Source organism: Marinobacter persicus (assembly GCF_900114155.1).
GTDB classification, from domain to species: domain Bacteria; phylum Pseudomonadota; class Gammaproteobacteria; order Pseudomonadales; family Oleiphilaceae; genus Marinobacter; species Marinobacter persicus.
Genome location: NZ_FOSC01000001.1, coordinates 14,908 through 36,021 on the forward strand (window position 1 = coordinate 14,908; position 21,114 = coordinate 36,021).

19 protein-coding genes and 1 tRNA gene are annotated in these 21,114 nt (G+C 58.6%); 16 read left to right on the top strand and 4 right to left on the bottom strand.

Annotated features, from left to right (window positions below; translation table 11 throughout):
• Positions 1-9: 9 nt before the first annotated feature.
• A complete protein-coding gene (gene mtnA / locus BMZ63_RS00060; protein WP_091700145.1) occupies positions 10-1,065 on the bottom strand; it encodes an S-methyl-5-thioribose-1-phosphate isomerase in 1,056 nt (351 codons plus the stop codon).
• A gap of 291 nt (positions 1,066-1,356) precedes the next feature.
• Here mtnA and BMZ63_RS00065 point away from each other — a divergent pair, with 291 nt between their 5' ends.
• From BMZ63_RS00065 to rdgC, 8 genes are all read left to right on the top strand, one after another.
• Positions 1,357-2,685, top strand: a complete 1,329-nt coding sequence (locus BMZ63_RS00065) for a TRZ/ATZ family hydrolase (protein ID WP_091700147.1) — start codon at positions 1,357-1,359, stop codon at positions 2,683-2,685.
• 12 nt (positions 2,686-2,697) lie between these two features.
• Positions 2,698-3,414 carry a bifunctional 2-polyprenyl-6-hydroxyphenol methylase/3-demethylubiquinol 3-O-methyltransferase UbiG gene (ubiG, locus tag BMZ63_RS00070; protein WP_091700149.1) on the top strand — a complete coding sequence of 239 codons (717 nt, stop codon included), beginning with the start codon at positions 2,698-2,700 and terminating at the stop codon, positions 3,412-3,414.
• On the top strand, positions 3,404-4,069 hold the full coding sequence (gene gph, locus BMZ63_RS00075; protein ID WP_091700151.1) for a phosphoglycolate phosphatase: 666 nt from the start codon (positions 3,404-3,406) through the stop codon (positions 4,067-4,069). The genes ubiG and gph overlap by 11 nt, the downstream gene beginning before the upstream one ends.
• A 64-nt stretch (positions 4,070-4,133) precedes the next feature.
• Positions 4,134-4,886, top strand: coding sequence for a YciK family oxidoreductase (locus BMZ63_RS00080; protein WP_091700153.1), 753 nt, complete (start codon positions 4,134-4,136; stop codon positions 4,884-4,886).
• On the top strand, positions 4,886-5,119 hold the full coding sequence (locus tag BMZ63_RS00085) for a glutaredoxin family protein (protein WP_091700155.1): 234 nt from the start codon (positions 4,886-4,888) through the stop codon (positions 5,117-5,119). The genes BMZ63_RS00080 and BMZ63_RS00085 overlap by 1 nt, the downstream gene beginning before the upstream one ends.
• Positions 5,120-5,132: 13 nt before the next feature.
• Positions 5,133-5,903: a peroxide stress protein YaaA gene (yaaA, locus tag BMZ63_RS00090; protein ID WP_091700157.1), complete on the top strand. Its 771-nt coding sequence runs from the start codon at positions 5,133-5,135 to the stop codon at positions 5,901-5,903.
• A 54-nt stretch (positions 5,904-5,957) separates the two neighbouring features.
• Positions 5,958-6,158, top strand: a complete 201-nt coding sequence (locus tag BMZ63_RS00095) for a DUF2788 domain-containing protein (protein WP_091700159.1) — start codon at positions 5,958-5,960, stop codon at positions 6,156-6,158.
• Between the two features lie 49 nt (positions 6,159-6,207).
• Entirely contained in the window at positions 6,208-7,134 is a 927-nt protein-coding gene (gene rdgC / locus BMZ63_RS00100) for a recombination-associated protein RdgC (RefSeq protein ID WP_091700161.1), read from the top strand.
• Positions 7,135-7,192: 58 nt separating this feature from the next.
• Here the strand turns inward: rdgC and BMZ63_RS00105 are convergent, their stop codons facing one another.
• The gene (locus BMZ63_RS00105; protein ID WP_091700163.1) at positions 7,193-9,934 is read right to left on the bottom strand and encodes a bifunctional acetate--CoA ligase family protein/GNAT family N-acetyltransferase; all 2,742 of its coding nucleotides are present in this window, start codon (positions 9,932-9,934) and stop codon (positions 7,193-7,195) included.
• A 191-nt stretch (positions 9,935-10,125) separates the two neighbouring features.
• On the opposite strand from BMZ63_RS00105, the gene BMZ63_RS00110 reads away from it, so the two are divergent.
• Complete coding sequence (locus BMZ63_RS00110) at positions 10,126-11,049, top strand: histone deacetylase family protein (RefSeq protein WP_091700165.1); 924 nt, start codon at positions 10,126-10,128, stop codon at positions 11,047-11,049.
• A 19-nt stretch (positions 11,050-11,068) separates the two neighbouring features.
• Here BMZ63_RS00110 and BMZ63_RS00115 read toward each other — a convergent pair whose 3' ends face one another.
• The gene (locus BMZ63_RS00115; protein WP_244888363.1) at positions 11,069-11,923 is read right to left on the bottom strand and encodes a flagellar protein MotY; all 855 of its coding nucleotides are present in this window, start codon (positions 11,921-11,923) and stop codon (positions 11,069-11,071) included.
• A gap of 251 nt (positions 11,924-12,174) precedes the next feature.
• Here BMZ63_RS00115 and pyrC point away from each other — a divergent pair, with 251 nt between their 5' ends.
• The 6 genes from pyrC (at position 12,175) to BMZ63_RS00145 (ending at position 18,765) form a co-directional block, all read left to right on the top strand.
• Complete coding sequence (gene pyrC / locus BMZ63_RS00120; protein ID WP_091700169.1) at positions 12,175-13,206, top strand: dihydroorotase; 1,032 nt, start codon at positions 12,175-12,177, stop codon at positions 13,204-13,206.
• Positions 13,207-13,244: 38 nt separating this feature from the next.
• Positions 13,245-13,922, top strand: a complete 678-nt coding sequence (gene rnt, locus BMZ63_RS00125) for a ribonuclease T (RefSeq protein ID WP_091700170.1) — start codon at positions 13,245-13,247, stop codon at positions 13,920-13,922.
• A 74-nt stretch (positions 13,923-13,996) separates the two neighbouring features.
• Positions 13,997-14,293, top strand: a complete 297-nt coding sequence (locus tag BMZ63_RS00130) for a hypothetical protein (RefSeq protein ID WP_091700172.1) — start codon at positions 13,997-13,999, stop codon at positions 14,291-14,293.
• Between the two features lie 52 nt (positions 14,294-14,345).
• On the top strand, positions 14,346-17,183 hold the full coding sequence (locus BMZ63_RS00135) for an insulinase family protein (RefSeq protein WP_177186997.1): 2,838 nt from the start codon (positions 14,346-14,348) through the stop codon (positions 17,181-17,183).
• 85 nt (positions 17,184-17,268) lie between these two features.
• Positions 17,269-17,345: transfer RNA gene (locus BMZ63_RS00140), tRNA-Arg, on the top strand.
• A 193-nt stretch (positions 17,346-17,538) separates the two neighbouring features.
• Entirely contained in the window at positions 17,539-18,765 is a 1,227-nt protein-coding gene (locus BMZ63_RS00145) for a tyrosine-type recombinase/integrase (RefSeq protein WP_091700174.1), read from the top strand.
• A 20-nt stretch (positions 18,766-18,785) separates the two neighbouring features.
• Here the strand turns inward: BMZ63_RS00145 and BMZ63_RS00150 are convergent, their stop codons facing one another.
• The gene (locus tag BMZ63_RS00150) at positions 18,786-19,523 is read right to left on the bottom strand and encodes a hypothetical protein (RefSeq protein WP_091700176.1); all 738 of its coding nucleotides are present in this window, start codon (positions 19,521-19,523) and stop codon (positions 18,786-18,788) included.
• Positions 19,524-19,750: 227 nt separating this feature from the next.
• On the opposite strand from BMZ63_RS00150, the gene BMZ63_RS00155 reads away from it, so the two are divergent.
• Entirely contained in the window at positions 19,751-21,073 is a 1,323-nt protein-coding gene (locus tag BMZ63_RS00155) for a hypothetical protein (protein ID WP_091700178.1), read from the top strand.
• Positions 21,074-21,114: the final 41 nt, after the last annotated feature.

The following is a 21,114-nucleotide window of genomic DNA, read 5'->3' on the forward strand; positions in this document are numbered from 1 at the left end:
CCGGCGCAACTAGCCGAACAGTGCCTCCATGCCGGTAATGTTGGGGTTATGCACCACGCCTTTCTCGGTCACAATCACATCAATCAGGCTCGCGGGCGTGACATCAAACACCGGGTTGAAGACCTGGACATCCGCCGGCGCCAACTGCCGGCCACCCACCTCGCGAACTTCGGTGGCATCCCGCTCTTCAATGGGAATATCCGCTCCACGGGCCAGCGCCATGTCCACCGTGCTTGACGGTGCAACCACCATAAAGCCCACTTTATGATGCCTCGCCAGCACCGCCAGGCTATAGGTGCCAATCTTGTTCGCCACATCGCCATTGGCGGTAATACGATCAGCGCCGACAACCACCCATTTCACCTTGCCGGCGGCCATAATGGAAGCGGCCGCCCCATCCGCATTCAGAGTAACCGGTATATGATCGCGAGCCAGCTCCCAGGCCGTCAACCGACTGCCCTGTAGCCAGGGCCGCGTTTCATCGGCGTACACCCGTTCAAGCAACTGCTCCCGGTGCAAACGGCGAATCACCCCAAGCGCGGTGCCGTAGCCACCGGTGGCCAGTGCACCGGTATTGCAATGGGTCAGCACACCTATCGGCTGCTCCGGACACATAGCCTCCAGTGCGTGGCCCGCCATGGTGTAGTTGGCTTCTATATCTTCCCGGTGAATGCGAATAGCCTCCGTCTCGAGCCGCTCCGCTGCTTCAGCCAGCGAGTGGCACGCGTGCAGCGTCTGCTCCATGCGCTCCAGCGCCCAGAACAGATTAACCGCCGTCGGCCTCGACGCGGCCAACTCCCGGATACCCTGCTTGATCTCGGCCTGCCAGTCGCCACCACCGGCATACCGGGCGGCCAGCGCCACGCCATAAGCCGCCGCAATACCAATGGCCGGTGCACCCCGCACCACCATGTCGGCAATACATCCGGCCACTTCCGACGCCCGGACCGCCTTCACCCAGCACTCTTCGCCAGGCAACAAACGCTGATCCAGCAGCTCCAGACAGTCGCCATGCCAACGCATCGCCATGGTGGTCTGGTTTTCAATAATGGATGGTCCGGCCATCAGTTGCTCCTTTGTTATCTAAAAAAGCGAGTATACAGCCATCACAACACATTACAGTCAGACTTTACCACCAGATGCCGGGCGTATACGGGTAGGCCTTTCCGGGAATTTCGAAGGCCATGGATGGCCTGAGAGAAGCGCACATGGATGTGCTTGTAGCGGTTCCCGGAAAGGCCTACCCGTATACGCTCCCCCAAGGTAAAGGGCTAGTCCTCTACAACCACCACCGTTATACTTTCAGATTAAACTTCCCGGCGCAGACCACCCGCGCACCAACCGCAAGGCAGGTTAATGACGGCAGACACCATCACCGCAGCCGACACCCGCATCAACGCCCGCTGGCTGATTCCCATGGAACCCTGTGAAGCGGTCCTGGAGCATCAGGCGGTGATTCTCCAGGGCAAGCACATTCTGGCGGTTCTGCCGCAGCATGAGGCAGACCGGCAATACCGCACCCGGGAAACGCTGGACCTGGACACCCACGTGGTACTGCCGGGGCTGATCAACCTTCACGGCCATACCGCCATGTCCCTGTTCCGGGGCTTGGCCGACGATCTGCCGCTGATGACCTGGCTGAACGACCACATCTGGCCGGCCGAGGGAAAGTTTGTCAGCAGTGCCTTTGTCGAAGACGGCAGCCGGCTGGCCATGGCCGAGATGCTGCGAACCGGCACCACCACCTTCTCGGACATGTACTTCTTCCCGGAAGTCACGGCCCAGGCGGCACACGACGTCGGTATGCGCGCGCAAATCTGTTTCCCCCTGCTCGACAGCCCGACCGTCTGGGGCTCCGGGCCTGAAGAATACCTGCAAAAAGGCGCCGGACTGATTGAAACCTGGAAAAACGACGATTACATCATTCCAGCCATTGGCCCCCACGCACCCTACACCGTCTCTGACCAGCCGCTGACAGCGGCGGTCGAGCTGTCCGAAAGCACCGGCGCGCCCCTGCAGATCCACCTGCACGAAACCGCCTTTGAAGTTGATGAGGCCCTGAAAGCCACCGGCCAGCGCCCGGTGGCCCGCATGGCCCAACTGGGTGTATTGAACGCAAACAGCCAGTGCGTGCACATGACCCAGATTGACGACGCTGATCTGGAACAGATAGCCCGCAGCCGGACCCATGTGGTGCACTGCCCGGAATCCAACCTGAAACTGGCCAGTGGCTTTTGCCCGGTGCACCGCCTGATGGAACGGGGTGTCAATGTCGCCGTCGGCACCGATGGTGCGGCCAGCAATAATGACCTGGACCTGTTCGGCGAACTGCAGACCGCCGCCATGGTGGCCAAGGCGGTCTCGGGTGATGCATCCGCCGTCTCTGCCCATCAGGCCCTGGCGATGGCCACCATCAACGGTGCCCGGGCGCTGGGCCTGGAGCATGAAATCGGCTCGCTGGTGGCCGGCAAGCGGGCAGACCTGATCGCCGTTGATCTGGGCGACCCGTTTCTCCAACCGGTGTATGATCCCGCTTCCCACCTGGTTTACAGCAATCATGGGCGGGCAGTAAGCCACAGCTGGATCAACGGCGTACCTCAGTTGCAGGACGGCCGGCTGACCCGCATCGATGTGCCGGATTTGATGCTTCGGGTCAATCACTGGCGTCAACAGATTCTCAGTTAACAGGTAAAGGCCATGAGCAACCACAACATAGACCAGAATGAAATTGCCAAATTTGAAGCCCTGGCCAGTCGCTGGTGGGACCCGAGCAGTGAATTCAAACCACTGCACGACATCAACCCCCTGCGCCTGAACTATATCGACGAGCGTGTACCGCTCGCCGGCAAGAAAGTGGTCGACGTGGGTTGCGGCGGCGGATTGCTGTCCGAAGGCATGGCCCTGCGCGGCGCCCATGTGGTCGGTATCGACATGGGCGAGGCGCCCCTGTCGGTGGCCCGCCTGCACAGCCTGGATTCCGGCGTGAAAGTGGATTACCGTCAGACCACCGTGGAAGCACTGGCAGCCGACCCTGAGCACGCCGGCCAGTACGATGTCGTCACCTGCCTGGAGATGCTGGAACACGTGCCGGACCCGGGCTCGGTTATCAAGGCCTGCGCGCAACTGCTGCGCCCCGGTGGCCACCTGTTTGTCTCCACCATCAACCGCAACCCCAAATCCTTCCTGTTTGCCATTGTCGGCGCTGAATACGTGCTGAAGATGCTGCCCAAGGGCACCCATGAATGGAAAAAGTTCATCCGGCCATCGGAAATGTCTGACTATCTGCGCCAGGCCGGGCTGGATGTGAGCGAGCTGACCGGCATGAGCTACAACCCGCTCACCAAGGAATACAAACTGGGCCGGGACGTGGATGTCAACTACCTGATGCACGCCCGGGACACCCGTGAAGACTGACCGGCAGCCGGCTGCTGTCCTGTTTGATCTGGACGGCACCCTGATTGATACGGCGCCGGATTTCATCCGCTGCCTGAACCAGTTGCGCGCTCAACATGGCCTGCCGGCGCTGCCCGCCGGGCACATCCGGCCGTCTGTGTCCAATGGCGCCCGTGCCATGATTCGTATCGGCTTTGGCCTGGAGCCGGAGCACCCGGACTATCGGCAAAAGCACAGTGCTTTTCTGGACCTCTATGAAGCCGGCGTAGCCATTGAAACCACCCTGTTCGAGGGCATGGATGCCATACTCGAGGCCCTGGAGGACCGCGGTATACCCTGGGGCATTGTCACCAACAAGCCCGCCCGCTTTGCCGTTCCGTTGATTGACGCCCTGGGCCTTGCGGATCGCTGTGGCGCACTGGTTTGCCCCGACCACGTAACCGAGCGCAAGCCCCACCCCGAATCCCTGTTCCTGGCTTGCCGGCAGATCCAGGCAGAACCGATGAAATCTGTCTATGTCGGTGATCATCAGCGGGACATTGAAGCTGGCCGAAACGCCGGAATGCGCACCATCGCCGTGCGCTACGGCTACCTGGAGCAACCGGAGGCGATTGACCTGTGGCAAGCCGATGTTATCGCCGACACGGTCAGCGACCTGGCAAAACTGTTACACTAGCGCCCAGTTAATTTTCACCACCGGCGCCCTGCGCCGGGCAGCCTGATGAACACGGAGACAGGTTATGCACGATTACCAGGCACCTGCCGATCTTCTGAAAGATCGCATCATTATGGTCACCGGTGCCGGCAGCGGTATTGGCCGGGCAGCGGCCATGGCCTACGCCGCGCACGGGGCTACCGTGATTCTGGTGGGCCGGACCGTGGAAAAGCTCGAAGAGGTGTATGACGAGATTGAAGCCGCCGGTTACCCTCAGGCCGCCATCGCCCCGATGAATTTCGAAGGCGCGGCGGTCAAGGAATACGACGAGCTGGCCATGACCATCGAGCAGAACTTCGGCCGGCTCGATGGCCTGTTGCATAACGCCGGCATCCTCGGCGCCCGCAGCCCGGTGGAACTCTACGACCCGGAAACCTGGAACCGCGTCATGCAGGTGAATGCCACCGCACCGTTCCTGATGAGCCGTGCCATGATCCCGCTGCTGCGCAAATCGGCCGATGCCTCGGTCATCTTCACATCCTCTGGCGTCGGCCGTCAGGCAAGGGCCTATTGGGGCGCCTACGCCGTCTCCAAGTTTGCCGTGGAAGGGCTGGCCCAATTGCTGGCCGATGAACTGGATGACGACCAGCACAACATCCGGGTGAACAGTCTGAACCCCGGTGCCACCCGCACCGGCATGCGAGTACTGGCTTACCCGGCCGAAGACCCGAAAAAGAACCCGGACCCGGAAGCGCTGATGCCCGTATACCTGTACCTGATGGGCAGGGACAGTCGCGAACTGAACGGCCAGCAACTTGACGCGCAACCGAAAAAATAATGGAACTGCTGTTTTACACAACCTCCCAGTGCCACCTGTGCGAGCTGGCCGAGGCGCTGCTGGTGCAGACGCCCATGCCCGAGCCGATTCCGGTGGATGTGGTGGACATTGCCCAGTCTGAAACCCTGGTGGAACGCTACGGCACCCGCATTCCGGTGCTGCGCCGTAACGACACCGGCGCCGAGCTGGATTGGCCGTTCACCCAGGACCAGTTACTGACGTTTCTGCAATGAGGATTTTCCAGTCATGTTGATGATCATTTCCCCCGCCAAAACGCTGGATTACGACAGCCCGCTGGCGACAGAAACCCACAGCCAGCCGGATTTCCTGGACGACGCCTGCGAGCTGGTCGACCAGCTCAAGGAACTGGAACCGCATCAGGTCAGCAATCTGATGAGCATCAGCGACAAGCTCGGCCAGCTGAATGCCGAACGCTTCCGCACCTGGCACACGCCGTTCACCCCGGACAATGCCCGCCAGGCGGTGCTGGCGTTCAAGGGCGATGTCTACACCGGCCTGGACGCAGAAAGCTTCAGTGAGGAAGACTTCAGCTTTGCCCAAACCCATCTGCGCATTCTTTCCGGCTTGTATGGTCTGCTCAAGCCACTGGATCTGATGCAACCCTACCGGCTTGAGATGGGCACAAAATTCGAAAATACCCGCGGCAAAGACCTTTACGCATTCTGGGGCAGCAAAATCACCCATGCCCTGAATGACTTGCTGGCCGCCGACGACAAGGTAATGGTAAACCTCGCGTCCAATGAATACTTCAAAAGCGTGAAGAAAAAGGAACTGGACGCCCGGCTGATCACCCCCCAGTTCAAGGACTGGAAAAATGGCCAGTATAAGATGATCAGCTTCTACGCCAAAAAGGCCCGCGGCCTGATGTGCCGCTACGCCATCCAGAATCGCATCAGCAATGCCGAAGACCTGAAAGGCTTCAATCTGGACGGCTACTACTTCAGTGAAGACCAATCCGACAACAACAACTGGGTTTTCCTCCGCGACGAACAGTAAAAGGTTTGTTCGCGCGCATCATCACACTCATGTTCTGTTGAATTCGGAGACTCCATGAACGAAGCAGTATTTTCCCAGATCGCCATGCTGGTGCTTCTGACCGGCCTTATTGTCTGGATGGGATTCATCGTCTGGGACCTGGCAAAGAAATCCCAGGCCGGCAAATTCGGCACCATGGCCCTGTTCACCGTACTCGGTGCCGGGGTGGTTGGTTTCATCATCAAGACCGTACTGGTCGAAATCATGCAAATCTGATCTGACCCGGCCACCCTGATCTGACACCGCAACAAGGATATTCAAACCCATGTGGTTTCGTAACGCCCGATTATTTCGTTTTAGCAAGCCGTTCGACATCTCCGCCGAGGAGCTCGAAGAAAAGCTGCAGGCGGACGCCTTCAAGCCGTGCGGCCCGCAGGAAACCACCCGTTCCGGCTGGGTACCGCCGCTGGGTAAGCACGGCGAGCAACTGGTGCACAGCGCCAACGGTTACCACCTGATTTGCCTGCGCAAGGAAGAAAAAATTCTGCCCGGCCCGGTGGTGAAAGAGGCCGTGGAAGAGCGCGCCGAGGCCATCGAGCTGGAGCAGAGCCGCAAGGTTCGCCGAAAGGAAAAAGATGAGATCAAGGAACAGGTGATGCTGGAAATGCTGCCCCAGGCATTTTCCCGCAACCGTCGCTGCTACGCCTACCTGGCCCCCCAGGATGGGTTCCTGGTGGTGGATGCCGGTTCGGCCAAACAGGCCGACGACCTGGCCTCCACCCTGCGTAAAAGCCTGGGCTCACTGCCGGTTCGCCCGCCGGCGGTGGAACAGGCTCCGGCATTCACCTTCACCGGCTGGCTCAATGAAACCGTGGACCACCCGGCCACCGTGGTACTGGGCAGCGAGTGCGAGCTGAAAGACCCGTCCGAAGACGGCGGCGTGGTGCGCTGCAAGGGGCTGGACCTGAAAGCCGAGGAAATACGCAATCATCTGGACGCCGGCATGCAGGTAACCAAGCTGGCGCTGACCTGGGACGACAACGTCTCATTCGTACTGGATGAGGAACTGGGGATCCGCCGCCTGAAATTCGGTGAAACCCTGCAGGATCAGCTGGAGGAAGTCGATGGCGATGACGCTGTGGCCCGATTCGACGCCGCCTTTACGCTGATGACCCTGGAGTTGTCCCGAATGATTCCGGGGCTGCTGGACGCCCTCGGCGGCGAAGACCGTTCGGCCATCGTGGAGGAATAACCAGCTGCGGCGGGGCAGTCATCACGCAAGCCCGATGACCGCCCCGCCACACAGTCTCTCATCCGTGCTTTTTCAGTTGTTCCTTCTGCCAGTCGCTTTGCGGCTCATTGAGCAACAACCGCAATTCCATCACATCTTCTTCATGGTTATAGCGGATATCGAACCCCAAATGTTCCGCCAGCTGTAACATGGGCCGGTTATCCGGCAGTACATCGCCCACCATTTCGATGGTGCCCCGGGCACGGCAGTAATTGATCATCTTCTGCATCAACCGCAATCCCAGGCCTTCGCCTTTCATACGATCGTCCACCATCACGGCGAATTCACAGCGCAGGTTGTCGGCATCGGTCCAGGTGCGCACGGTGCCCAGGGTTTCCTCGCCGCCACCGCCCTCTCGCCGGGCGTTGGCGATAAATACCATCTCCCGGTCGTAGTCAATCTGCACCATCTGCGCCACATCCTCCCGGGAAAAGTGCTTCCGGTACTGGAAAAACCGGTAACGGATGGATTCCGGAGACTGGTGCTCGTGAAATTCCCGGTGTGCTGGCTCGTCCTCCGCCAGCACCGGACGAATGATCACCCGCCGGCCGGATTTGGGCAGCACGATCCATTCCTCCAGTTCCCGGGGATAGGGCTGGATGATCGGCTGGCCCGGTTCATCATCCAGATCAATGGCAACGCTGACCGCCACCGCCCCGTCGCCGTTAAACAGCAACGGCGAGATCTCCAGACCACGGATTTCCGGCATGTCGATCGCCATCTGGGACAAAGTCACCAGGGTTTCAGAGACCGCGCGAATGTCCTCCTCCGGGCGCAGACTGTGTTCCTCCAGCAGTTTGTACATATAGGTACGCCGCAGCAACTCCCTTGCCAGCACCATGTTCAGGGGTGGCAGGGCAATCTGCCGGTCGGCCATGATACTGACCTGGGCACCGGCCGCGCCACACACCACCAGCGGACCGTACACCGGGTCACGGGTGATGCCGACACTAAACTCAATGCCACCCACATGCTGGTAGGAACGCTGCACCGAAAAGCCCAGGAAACCACTGTCCGGGAAATGCCGGAGATATTCGTCCATCAGAAAATGGCAGCCATCCATAATCGCCTGCTCATTGCCCAGCTTTTTCAGTGTGCCTTTGTAGCGTCGCTGTGACGGGCTCAACTCCATGAATGGATAACAGGCATCCTGATGCAATACGGTGACATCGATCGGCCGCCGCTCAACCGCAAACACCTGTAACACTTCTTCCACATCGTCACAGTACATGGTGTCGACAGTGCTTATGCCATAGTCCCGGATAACGCCCCGGGCTTCTCGGTTCGACAGGTAATAGCGGCCCTGGGCGAGCGCCCGGGTCAACACCCGACGGGTATCACTGTGATCGGCAAAGTGGTCTGTAAAGGATTCCGGCGTTTCCGTCAGAAGGCGCTGGAACCGTTGGTGACGCACATGCTGCATGAACGCCATCACCGCCTTTTCCGGATTGAAGAAAGATGGCAGGCCGGCCCGGTAGAACACATCACGGGATTCCATTACCGTGCTTTGCCCCAGCCAGCAGGTGAACACGTTCAGACGGGTGCCTTTGGCCGCTTCCACCACGGCATTGGCGGTTTCCAGGCTGTTACCCGTCAGGGTCGGAGCGTACATCACCAGCACATTGGCGATGCCGGGGTCCTTTGCCAGTATCTGGATGGCCTGGGCATAGATTTCCGGGGTGGCATCGTAGTTCAGATCAATCGGGTTCTTGCGGGTCCAGTAAGGGGGCAGAATCTCCGACAGTGCATTAAGGGTCTGTGGGGAAAGCTCCGCCAATTCGCCCCCGAGATCCGCCAGACGGTCAACCGCCAGCACTCCCGGGCCCACACCGTTACCCATGATGGCCAGGGATTCGCGGCGTAACGGGCGCATGCGGGTCAGAGTCTCCAGGGCGTCGAACATCTGCCCCAGACCATCCACCCTCAACACACCGGCTCGTTGCAGCATGGCATCGAAAATCGGGTCACTGCGGCGGATACCGGCTGGCAGCTCGTGGGGCTCCCACTCGGATTCCGGCACCCGGCCTGATTTCACCGCGATCACCGGCTTGGTGCGCGACGCCACCCGCACCGCCGACATAAACCTTCGGGGATTGGGGATGTTCTCCATATGCAGAAGAATGGCGCGGGTCTGGGTGTCCTGGGCCAGGTAATCGATGAGGTCATCATGACCGATGTCCATGCCATCACCGAGTGTGAGGAAGTAGGAGAAGCCCACCCCCCGGGCATAGGCCCAGTCCAGCACCGAACTGGCAATGGCGCCGGACTGACCAACAAAAGCGACTTTTCCGGGCAAGGAGCCGATGTGCGCGTAGGTTGCGTTCAACTGCCGGCCCGGCACGATCAACCCGATGGTGTTTGGCCCAAGCACCCGCAGGCCGGTTTTCCTCGCGGCCTCGCGCACAGAGTACATAAGCGGTTTGCCGCTTTTACTGTGGGTACGGGACATGCCACCGGTCATCACAATGGCGGTGCGCACACCAATTTCACCCAACCGTCGGACCACCCTGGGCACGGTGACCGGCGGCGTACAGACAATGGCCAGTTCCGGCACAAAATCCAGCTCGCCGATCCGGCTATGGCACGGCACACCGTAAACCTCCTTGTAGCCACGGCGGTTCACCACCGCCAGGCGCCCCGGGTAATTGCCCTCCAGCAGGTTTCGAACCACCACACCACCGAGATTCTTGGACCGCTCGGACGCGCCCACCACGGCAATGGATTGGGGGTTAAACAGGCTTTCCAGATAGCGGGTACTCAAAATCTCTCTCCCTGACGCCGGCACCAGCGTGTGTTGGCAATCGTCGACACTTGATGCCTCTATCTTAACGTACATCCGGTCAGGTTGATGCCTGCGCGCTATCAACAGCATTGAAAACAACAGGCAGGACAGGCTTCACCCTCGCCTGCTACCATGTCGCCCTGTTTCCATCGAGGTTCGGATTCCGGCTCATGACAACGGCTTTCTACTCCCACGACGACTGCATGAAACACGACATGGGCCCGGACCACCCGGAAAGCCCGGAGCGTATTTCACGCATTCTGGCGCGCCTGGCGGACACCCGGCTGGCGCAGGAACTGCAGTGGATTCGCCCCGATGAAATTACCCGGGAACAACTACTGACGGTACACCCCGAGAGCTACCTGCGGCAGCTCGAAGAACTGCAGCCCACACACGGGCGAGTGTTTACCGATGAAGAGACCGCGATGACCCCCACCACCCTGCGCGCCGCTCGTCTGGCTGCCGGTGCCTGCGTGCAGGCGGTTGACCGGGTTATGACGGGGGCCTCCCGCAATGCCTTTGCCTGCGTGCGTCCACCCGGGCACCACGCCGAACGCGCCCGGTCCATGGGGTTTTGCTTCTACAACAACCCGGCGCTGGCCGCCCTGCACGCATTGACCAACTACGACATTGACCGGGTGGCGATCATCGATTTTGACGTACACCAGGGCAATGGCACGGTGGACATCGTTGGCGGCGACCAACGCATGCTGATGTGCTCCAGCTTCCAACACCCGTTTTTTCCCCATTCCCACGTTTACCGGCAGGCGGGCAACATCATCAATGTGCCCATTGAAGCCGGCTGTGGCTCGGAGGATTATCGTAAACAGGTTATGGACGCCTGGCAGGAGCCACTTCGGGCCTTCAGACCACAATTAGTGGTGGTCTCGGCGGGGTTCGACGGCCACCGGCTGGACCCCATGGGCGAGCTGAACCTTGAGACCGATGACTTCCGCTGGATTACCCAATGGCTGGTTGACCTGGCCGCAGAATATGCCGGTGGCCGCCTGGTCTCGATGCTGGAAGGGGGCTATCACATGGAAGCACTGTGTGACAGTGTGATCGCCCACCTTGAGGTGTTGACGGCGGCCTGAGCAGACCACCACGCCTGCCTTACCCTGAAAAGTCCTCGCCGCCGGCATTGGCCTGCTGAAACGCCGGCCGCTCACCTTCCCGTTGCAGACGAATGGTCACCCGCCGGTTATCAGCCGCCCGCCGGGACGCGGGATACTGGTCGGCATGGGCGCGCACGGTCATCATATCCGGGTCCACGCCTTGAGCCTCCAGGTAATCGGCCACCGCCTGCGCCCGCTCTTCTGACAGTGCCCGGTTATCGATTCGACTACCAATGCTGTCCGAATGGCCATCGACAAACACCCGCTCAATGGCCGGATCAGCCAATACAAACGTGGCTACCTTATCAAGCCATTCCCGGTCGGCTCTGGACAAGCGGGAACTGGCACTGGCAAACGGAATGCGTGAACGACGCACCTGATCGTAATTCACCGGCAACAGGGTCGAGGTGCATTCCCGGTATCCTGCCCAGGGCCCGGCAAAATTCACATTCGATAGCTGAACCCGCACCGGTCTGTCCTGATAGCGGGATTGGCGGCTCAGTGTCGGGCGCATACCGTCCAGCAACCCTTGCACCACCGCCATGGCTTCCCGGTTGCCCAAACGAACCGTACGCCGGTCGCCGGAGACATTCACCGCGCCAATGGCTCTTGGCGCCACGCCCGGGCGCCATGCGGGCGCTTCCACAACCAACCGCCCCTGCCCCGGCCGCATAACCGGCGTATCGCTTTCCAGATAGAAACTGAGCTGCTCGCCGGCCCGGTGGCGAAACACCGCACGACCGTAACCGGGCACATCGTGCACCAGGGAACATTCAAAAATGGATTCCGAGAGGTACCACTGGCTGTTCTCGATACCGGCGCCGTAACTGGAGGCCTGCACCGGCCCGATCATCACCGGCAACAGCGCAGTGCCGCACAGCACAGCCCACCCGTGCCTGAGACGGTACCTTAGAGAGGGGCGAAACCCGTTAGCCATAGTCATGTCCCGAGTAATACAACGAGAAAGTTCGACGAAAACAGTCAACTGACTCCTTAACGGCAACCCCGGGCATTACTTGAGCCCGGCCTTCGCCCCGGGGCAAACATTCGCCCTGCCTTCTGGTATACTCCAGCAAAATTTTTGGCTGCTTTGCGGATGACTTCATGACCAGACAACTGACCATTACCCGCCCGGACGACTGGCACCTGCACGTGCGCGACGGTGAAGTGCTCAACAGCGTGGTACCGGCCACCGCCGCCTGCTTCGGCCGGGCCATCATCATGCCCAACCTGGTACCGCCGGTAACCGACACAAAAGCTGCCCTGGCCTATCGGGAACGTATTCTGGCAGCCGCCGGCGACACCGGCTTCCAGCCGTTGATGACCCTGTACCTCACCGAAAGCACCACACCGGAAACCATCCGCGAGGCAAAAGCCGCCGGTATTATCGCGGCCAAACTCTACCCGGCCGGCGCAACCACCAACTCTGCATCAGGTGTGACAGACATCCGCAACATCTACCCGGTGCTGGAAGCCATGGCCGAATGCGGCATGCTGCTACTGGTGCACGGCGAGGTCACCGACGGGGACATAGACATTTTTGACCGGGAAAAGGTCTTCCTGGAACGGGTGCTGGCGCCAACCCTGGCCGCCTTCCCCAATCTGAAGGTCGTGCTGGAACACATCACCACCGCCGATTCCGTGGCGTTTGTCCGCAACCACCAGGGCGGCAATCTGGGTGCCACCCTCACGCCTCAGCACTTGATGTACAACCGCAACAACATGCTGGTGGGCGGCATTCGCCCGCACCTTTACTGTCTGCCCATTCTCAAGCGCAACCAGCACCAGAAGGCCCTGCGTGAAGCGGTGGCCAGTGGCGACCCACGCTTTTTCCTGGGTACCGATTCCGCCCCGCACGCGCGGGACAAAAAAGAAGCCGCGTGTGGCTGCGCCGGCTGTTACTCCGCCTACGGCGCAATCGGCCTGTATGCGGATATTTTTGACGAGCTGGGCATTCTGGACAAGTTCGAAGCCTTCGCCAGCCACAATGGCCCGGACTTTTACGGCCTGCCCAGAAACACCGACACCATCACCCTGGTGCGCGAGCCCTGGACCATGCCCGATAAGCTGCCGCTGGCAGACGGCCACATTGTGCCCCTGAAAGCCGGTGAAACCGTTAACTGGCGCCTGGCGTAAACAACACCCACATTCACAACGCGAACATCGGAGTTCGAGTGTCAGACGAAAACAAACAGCCCCATCCCCTGTCCCGTCGTTTCCGCGGCTTTTTGCCGGTGGTGGTCGATGTTGAAACCGCCGGCTTCAATGCCGAGCGCGACGCCCTGCTGGAAATTGCTGCCGTGATGCTCACCATGGACGACGACGGCTGGCTGGTGCGCGGTGAAACCCACGTACAGCAGATCGATCCGTTCGAAGGTGCCAACCTGGAACAGTCAGCCCTGGATTTCACCGGCATCGACCCCTGGAGCCTCGACCGCGAAGCGGTGCCGGAGCGCGAAGGCCTGAGCGAAATTTTCCTGCCGATTCGCAAGGCCGTGAAAGCCCATGACTGCAAACGGGCTGTCCTGGTCGGCCACAACGCCACCTTTGATCACAACTTCGTTTTTGCCGCCGCCATGCGCGCCGACATCAAGCGCAATCCGTTCCACCCGTTCTCCACCTTTGACACCGCCACCCTGGCAGGCCTGGCCTATGGCCACACGGTACTGGCCCAGGCCTGCAAACTGGCGGGCATTCCGTTCAGCAACAAGGAAGCGCACTCCGCCGCCTACGACGCCGAAAAAACCGCCGATCTGTTCTGCACCATTGTTAACCGCTGGAAAGAACTGGGCGGCTTTCCGCCACCCGCTGTAGAGCCTGCGGCCGACAGTAACGAAAACGGCCAATCCTGACACCACGCGCCGGGAACTTCCTGGGCCCGGCCGCGTCTCACCTTCCACGAATAATCCGATCCGGACTCATCTCCATGACAGATCAAGCCAATACCGAACGTTACATCACCATTGCCCGGGCCTGCCTGAAGGCCATCAACGATACCGCCACCGACAACGGCTCCCGGGAAGAGAAAATCCAGGCGGTCTACCAGGCCATTGACAGCGCCTTCCAGGCCGAATTTTCCGAATACCAGCAGAACATCGCCATTATGGCCACCGTACTCGAACGCATCGCCGCCGGTGACCTGAGCAGCGAGAAAGCCGCCGACCTGGCCCGGCAAACCCTGGAACAACAACCGAGCACCGGCAACAACACCCGGGTGCACTGACGTCCCGTCGCTGTTGTCCGCCACCGCTGAATTCACTTGAACGAGGGGCTTTATGAACGCGGAACACGCCCGTTTCACAGGTGCCAGGCACCTGCCGGTTTTTCTTCTGATCCTGATGATAACGTTATTTCTCAGCCCGACGGTGAACGCCAGCGTGAATCCCACCAAAAGCCCCAACGACAACAACGACTACCGTTTTCTGGAACTGGACAATGGCCTTCGGGTGATGCTGGTTTCCGATCCACAAGCGGAAAAAGCGGCAGCCTCCCTGAACGTGGCCGTTGGCAGTGGCGACGACCCCGATGACAGGGCCGGTCTCGCCCATTTTCTGGAGCACATGCTGTTCCTGGGAACCGAAAAATACCCCGATGCCGGCGAATACCAGCAGTTCATCCGCAGCCACGGTGGCAGTCATAACGCCTTTACCGCCTTCCAGGACACCAACTATTTCTTTGACGTGGAAGCCGAATTCCTGGAGCCGGCCCTGGACCGCTTCGCCCAGCAGTTCTCCGCACCACTGTTCACACCAGAACTGGTGGACCGGGAGCGCAACGCCGTGCACTCGGAATTTACCGCCAAACTGAAAGACGATGCCCGGCGACTGTTATCGGTGCGCAAAGCCGGCGGCAACCCGGACCATGCATTCAGCCGCTTTGCCGTGGGCAACCTGACCACCCTGGAGAACACCGACGACAACCCGCTACGCCCTGACCTCATCGAGTTCTGGCAACAGCATTACTCCGCCAACATCATGACCCTGGCGGTTTACGGCCCACAGAGCCTGGACGATCTCGAACAAATGGTGCGCCCGCGCTTCAGCGCCATAGAAAACCGCAACCTGAGCCCGAAAACCCACCCCCAGCCGGTGCTGGATGTGGACCGGCTGCCGGAAAAAATCACCGCCGAAAGCCTGAAAGACAGCCGGCACATGACCCTGGCTTTCCCCATACCGTCACAAAAAGCCAACTACAAAACCAAACCGGTCTCGTACCTGGCCAACCTGATTGGCCACGAAGGCGAAGGCAGCCTGTTTGATGTACTGAAAAAAGCCGGCCTGGCGGAAAGCCTGTCTGCCGGCCTGGGCATGGACACCGGCGAACACGCCACCCTGGAAATCAGCCTGTCGCTGACCCGCGAAGGCCTGAAGCGCCAGGACGAGATCATCGCCCTGACCTTCGACTACCTGGACAAAATCCGTGAGAACGGCATTGAAGAGAGCCGGTTCCGGGAAATGCAGCAACTGGCCACCATCGATTTCCGCTACCGGGAAAAAGGCAAGCCAACCAGCGAGGCCATGCGCCTGTCCCGTCTGTTGCGGGATTACCCGGCGGAAGACGTTTTGAGCGCTCCTTGGCTGATGGAACGTTACGCACCGGAACAGTACCGTGAAGTACTGGCACAGCTCACTCCCGACAACCTGCTGGTGCGCGTATCAGAGCCCACACCGGAACTGGATAATCCGCAGATCACCCAGTGGTACCAGACCCCCTGGCAAAGAGTGCCGCTGGATATCACCAGCACCGCCAGTGCCCGACTGGCCAACAAGTTAACGCTGCCGGAAGTGAACCCTTTCGTACCGGAAGACCTGGAACTGGTGCCTGGCCAGACCATGGAACAGCCTAAACGCCTGGCACAGCTGTCCGGCCTGGATGTGTGGTACGCCCGCGACACCCGCTTTGAAACCCCGAAAGCCAATGTACTGGTCAGCCTGCGCACGCCGGCGGCCAGGGGCTCAGCCCGCGAAAAAGTACTGACCCAACTCTTGCTGGATGCCGTCAACCATGGGCTCAACGCCCAGACCTACCCGGCCAGACTGGCAGGGCTGGATTACCGTGTGTACGGCCATTTGCGGGGCATCACCGTGCGCGTGGGCGGCTACAATGACAAACTGCACACCCTGCTGAGCCGGGTGCTGGCCGAACTGGCCAGCCCGGAACTGACAGAACAGCGCTTCAATCTGGCACAGCAACGGCTCATCGACAGCCTGGAAAACAAAGCGAAAAACCGCCCGGTGCAACAAACCTCCGAGTTTGTCCAGACAGCACTGATTGAAGGCACCTTCCCGACGGACGCCAAACTGGCCGCGGCCCGTGACGTTTCACTGAAGGATTTGCAGGTCTTTGCCCAAAAGCTGCTGGCGCAGACCGACCCGGTCATGCTCGCCCACGGCAACTTGACCGAAGCCTCCGCCCTCAACCTGGCCAAACGGGTTGAAGCACAGGTGCTGGCAGTTGGCGGACGCACCGACGTAGCCCGGGCGGGCATTCGCCAACTGCCAGAAGGCCAGACAGACGCCGGCCTTGAGATCGACCATCCGGATACCGGCTACACCCTCTACCTGCAGGGAGACAACACCGGTTATGAGGAGCGGGCGCGTTACCACCTGCTTGCCCAGATTATCGGCAGCCCGTTCTACGAGGAAATCCGCACCAACCGGCAACTGGGGTACATTGTCTACGCCACCAACTTCGAAATACTGGAAACCCCGGCAGTGGCGCTGGTGGTGCAGTCCCCCGAAGCCAGGAGCCAGACCATCGACCAGGCCGTGAGCGAATTTGCCACAAACTTTACCGATGAACTCGCCAAACTGGATGACAACCGCCTTGACCGTGAAAAACAGGCCGTGATCAGCCGCCTGCTGGAAAACGAACGTCAACTGGGCGAAATCTCCAGCCGCTACTGGCAGGAAATCGATCGGGAAAACCACGACTTTGACAGCCGTGAACGCCTGGCCGACGCGATCCGCAAGGTGTCTCTGGAGGAACTGCAGAACACCTTTGAAAAAGCGCTTCTGGAACGTAAAAATGCGCTACTGGTCAGCACCAGTGAACAGCTTCCCGACGCAGGTCAGGTGCTGGAACAGCTGCGCCGCCAACCCACGGTGAACTGACCAACCAACGCAACCCGCCACCATACCTGGCCGGCACCCCTTGAGACCCAAGCCGGTGCCGGCTATGATACGCCCTCTTCAAAAAGCCCCCGTAGCTCATCTGGATAGAGCGTCCCCCTCCTAAGGGGAAGGTAGCAGGTTCGAGTCCTGCCGGGGGTACCAGTTACCCTTCCGCATCGATCCACAACCAACCCCAAACACCTGTTTTAAAAGTCTTTTTTCGAAAAACGGTGTCCTTATCGATCCACAATATTCCGCCCCAATCTACATGTTCTGGGGGTACATCCGGGGTGCAAACTGAAGTTCGCCCCGCTATAGTAGATTTTGTACCCCCAAAAAGAGCTCAAGCCCCGCCATGTCCAGGCCTATAAACCTCCTGACCGACAAAAAAATCCAATCCGCCAAGTTCGAGAAATTCGGTAAACGAACCAAGCTCTCGGATGGAGCCGGACTGTACCTGGACATCCAGCCCTCCGGGAGGTATTGGAGGATGAAGTACCGATTTGACGGCAAGGAGAAAACACTTGCCCTTGGCGTCTACCCGGATGTCTCGCTGAAGCTGGCTAGGGAGCGTCGAACGGGCGCCCGGGAACAGATTGCCGACGGCATTGATCCAAACGAGGTCAGAAAAGAAAAGAAGGCCGCCCTGAAAGAACAGGCAGACACCTTCAAGGCTGTCGCAGAGGACTGGCTCAAGCTAAAGAAAGGCGAGCTTGCCGATAGTACGCTGGAAGTTGCGAAGAGAAGGCTCGAAACATGGGCTTTCCCTAAACTGGGCCACTTGCCGATCAGGGAAATCAAAGCCGCCACTGTCATGGAGGCCCTGAGACCCATTGAAGACCAAGGTAAGCACGAGACCGCACACCGAATCCGGCAACGCATTGGCGAGATCTTTCGATATGCAGTGGCAGCAGATCGCGCTGAGATTGATCCCACAGCAACGTTGAGAGGGCAACTCAAAACCACCCCCACCAGACACCGTTCCGCCATCACCAGCCCAGAGGAGTTAGGCAAGCTGCTGAAGGCCATCGATGCCTATGGAGGGCACGCAACAACCAGGGCCGCTCTGAAGCTGGCTCCCTTGCTATTTCTACGACCGGGAGAGCTTCGCAACGCAGAATGGAGCGAAATAGATCTGGACAACGCAACCTGGATTGTTCCTGGCAAACGCATGAAGGGCACCCAGAAGGCCAAGAGAGCAGGACAAGTCCCTGACCATACTGTACCGCTATCCACTCAGGCCCAGGGCATCCTGAAGGAGCTCAAAACCATCACTGGCCACCAAAGCCTGGTATTTGAATCCGTTAAACGGGGCCGCCCATTGTCAGAGAACACAATCAACGTCGCACTCAAATCGATGGGTTACGATGGCTCTGTCATGGTGGGTCATGGATTCCGGGCAACAGCATCTACCCTCCTTCACGAGCAGAACTGGCAGCCAGAGATCATTGAGCTTCAACTGGCCCACAAACAGCGCAACCAAGTAGCTGCCGCTTACAATCGCTCGGCGCGCATTGAGGATCGGAGGGTAATGATGCAGGAATGGGCTGATTACTTAGACCGGATCAGGAAATCAGAATGACTCTCTGCTCCTTCACAGCCTCAACTATCGTGGGCACCCTTGCCAAATTGATCGAGAACAGCATTCCAGGCATCAGCCAGAGGCTTCACGCTATCTGGTGAGTCTGACGAAGACGAAAAGGTAATCATGCTCTCGATTCCGTCGCCTTGATCAACATTGATGCGGACATCGAGGTCATCCACAGCACATTCCATAACCGCACTCAGCAGTTTCTCGAAGGCAGCCAGGCGATCCAGTCTCTTAGCAAAGCTATCCTCCCGTCGGGATAGTTCAATGCCGGCAGCCTTCAGCTCGTCTTCCCTATCCCTCAATTTCTTGGAATCTTCTTTTATCTTTTGACGCTGCTTTTTCAGGGCAACGCTCTCTCCCCTTCTGACTGCATCTTCATCGGTTATCAGATCTTCAACCACGGTTGATTCACGCAGCCTGGTTGCTCGGGACATTGCCGCCAACTTGACGCAGATGGACTCCCTCAGATCCAGGCGCTTGATTAGCCTCTTCTCCTTTTCCCGGACCCTGCTTGCACGCTCCTGCCTCACCGACTCCAGGAGCAATCGGTAACGTAGCTTGCCAGCGTCAGACCCTTGCAATCTCAGGACCATTTCTACCAGCTGCTCCCTTCGCGGCATTCTTGCTGCGGACCTTCTACGGTTGTCAGCTGGAAGGGCCACATTGTTCTTCTGCAGGTGCTCAATCGCAAAGTCCACGAGCTCTTCCTTCTGAAGACGATCAGCCCACTTCTCAATCCTTGAAATCAATTAGCACACCATCTCATTTGCAAATACTACTCATTTATTTTTTTAAGTACTCATGTAACAAGCTACCATAAACAAAACGTTGTGCAATCGTTATGTTTCACGGGTACTGTATATAGTACCTACTATATATAACTGAGTTCGGCATGCTTCTACGATTTTCATTGATTTCTTGCTCACCTTTCGCAAGGTTTTTCCTGCTTAAATTCGTCACACGTTATGGGAATCAGATGCCGTGGGTGGATCAGGTGACGGAAATTATCAATGCGATTGAACTACCGAAATCACGATTTTATGAAGTCGTCAAAGAGCTTCGCTCATTGGGTGTTCTGGAGGTCCAAGAGACCAAACCCACTGAGATCCATCAGGTCCGATACCAAGTCACTATTGAAGAACCGGAAATATGCTCGTTCGCCCTAAACAATCAACCGCGCTTACATCAGCACAAAGTCGACGAGTTACTGACATTGAAACCACGGCCAATCAGTAGGCGGCCGCATCAGTTAACGATACCTCAGCGGGTCCTAATGATTGCCTTGCTTGAAGAGGCCGATGCGGGAGGAATAATCAGAAATATCGGGTTTTCTGACCTGGCTCAACGGACCGGATTGGCGATACGACAAGTCAAGAATCAGATGGCGAAACTCCGAGAATTTCACTACGTTCGAGTCTCGCTCCCCGGGGGGAACACAACGGGCCTGACTGGGAGATATAACAGCGTTCACGCATTGAATTTAAGACACCCTGATTTCGACCGGCAATCGACATCCGGAGGAATTGTGATTTTCGGGCAGTCGGTCCCGTCCATCCCAGATGAGTACCTCAACTACTTTCACTTCCAACACAGAGAATTACGCAAGGGCCTTTTAAAGCAAAGGCGTACCTCGCATGTACAAATCGACCAACGTGACGAGCTTCTTAAGCTCGCGAGCCGAGCAGGAAATTTGCAAGCGTCTTCTACCTGGATTTTCCTGAACTGGCTTTGCCACGACCTTGCCTCAAGAACATTATCAGAACTCTGGAACGAACTATCAGAACTGACCGCCGGGGAGCTAAACACAATAATTGGCAACAAAATTCGTGGAGAGTGGCTATCCGCCTACCGCGCAATCATAGAAATAGATGACGCCAAAAACCCCGGACAAAAAAAAGCAGTTCGTAGCAAACAGCCCGAGCTGTCGATACTTCCATTGATTGAAATGAGTATGAGCACTGCCGTACGCGATATTGCCGGTGGGGTGAAGAAAGCTCTCACTTATTCGGAAGCCCTACCCAATCACGCCGAGAACTACCATTTCCAAATTCTGCCCATCCCACACAAAGGCGAAAGGGGGCTCTTCGCGCTCGAAATAACGGCAGGCAGTGGAACCCGATTAAATCAAAAAAATGAATTTGTAATGGCCCTTGGGTTTGACCCAAAGCGGGGAAAGATAACTGTTGACAGCATTTCAGATGTCTATGCGCTCAAGCACAACACTCTGGCAATGACAGGGCTAGCCACCCCTCCATTGGCGTGCCCGATACTTGCCAGTCTACCTAAAACGGAGAAGTGAATCCGCCACCGTCTATCGCAGACTTCACAGGCGAGATCAGC

Excerpts from the sequence above, each read along its gene's own strand:
- mtnA (WP_091700145.1), bottom strand. The coding sequence starts at position 1,065 with ATGGCCGGACCATCCATTATTGAAAACCAGACCACCATGGCGATGCGT.
- BMZ63_RS00065 (WP_091700147.1), top strand. The coding sequence starts at position 1,357 with ATGACGGCAGACACCATCACCGCAGCCGACACCCGCATCAACGCCCGC.
- ubiG (WP_091700149.1), top strand. The coding sequence starts at position 2,698 with ATGAGCAACCACAACATAGACCAGAATGAAATTGCCAAATTTGAAGCC.
- BMZ63_RS00080 (WP_091700153.1), top strand. The coding sequence starts at position 4,134 with ATGCACGATTACCAGGCACCTGCCGATCTTCTGAAAGATCGCATCATT.
- BMZ63_RS00085 (WP_091700155.1), top strand. The coding sequence starts at position 4,886 with ATGGAACTGCTGTTTTACACAACCTCCCAGTGCCACCTGTGCGAGCTG.
- yaaA (WP_091700157.1), top strand. The coding sequence starts at position 5,133 with ATGTTGATGATCATTTCCCCCGCCAAAACGCTGGATTACGACAGCCCG.
- BMZ63_RS00095 (WP_091700159.1), top strand. The coding sequence starts at position 5,958 with ATGAACGAAGCAGTATTTTCCCAGATCGCCATGCTGGTGCTTCTGACC.
- rdgC (WP_091700161.1), top strand. The coding sequence starts at position 6,208 with ATGTGGTTTCGTAACGCCCGATTATTTCGTTTTAGCAAGCCGTTCGAC.
- BMZ63_RS00110 (WP_091700165.1), top strand. The coding sequence starts at position 10,126 with ATGACAACGGCTTTCTACTCCCACGACGACTGCATGAAACACGACATG.
- BMZ63_RS00115 (WP_244888363.1), bottom strand. The coding sequence starts at position 11,923 with ATGATCGGGCCGGTGCAGGCCTCCAGTTACGGCGCCGGTATCGAGAAC.
- pyrC (WP_091700169.1), top strand. The coding sequence starts at position 12,175 with ATGACCAGACAACTGACCATTACCCGCCCGGACGACTGGCACCTGCAC.
- BMZ63_RS00130 (WP_091700172.1), top strand. The coding sequence starts at position 13,997 with ATGACAGATCAAGCCAATACCGAACGTTACATCACCATTGCCCGGGCC.
- BMZ63_RS00135 (WP_177186997.1), top strand. The coding sequence starts at position 14,346 with ATGAACGCGGAACACGCCCGTTTCACAGGTGCCAGGCACCTGCCGGTT.
- BMZ63_RS00145 (WP_091700174.1), top strand. The coding sequence starts at position 17,539 with ATGTCCAGGCCTATAAACCTCCTGACCGACAAAAAAATCCAATCCGCC.
- BMZ63_RS00155 (WP_091700178.1), top strand. The coding sequence starts at position 19,751 with ATGCCGTGGGTGGATCAGGTGACGGAAATTATCAATGCGATTGAACTA.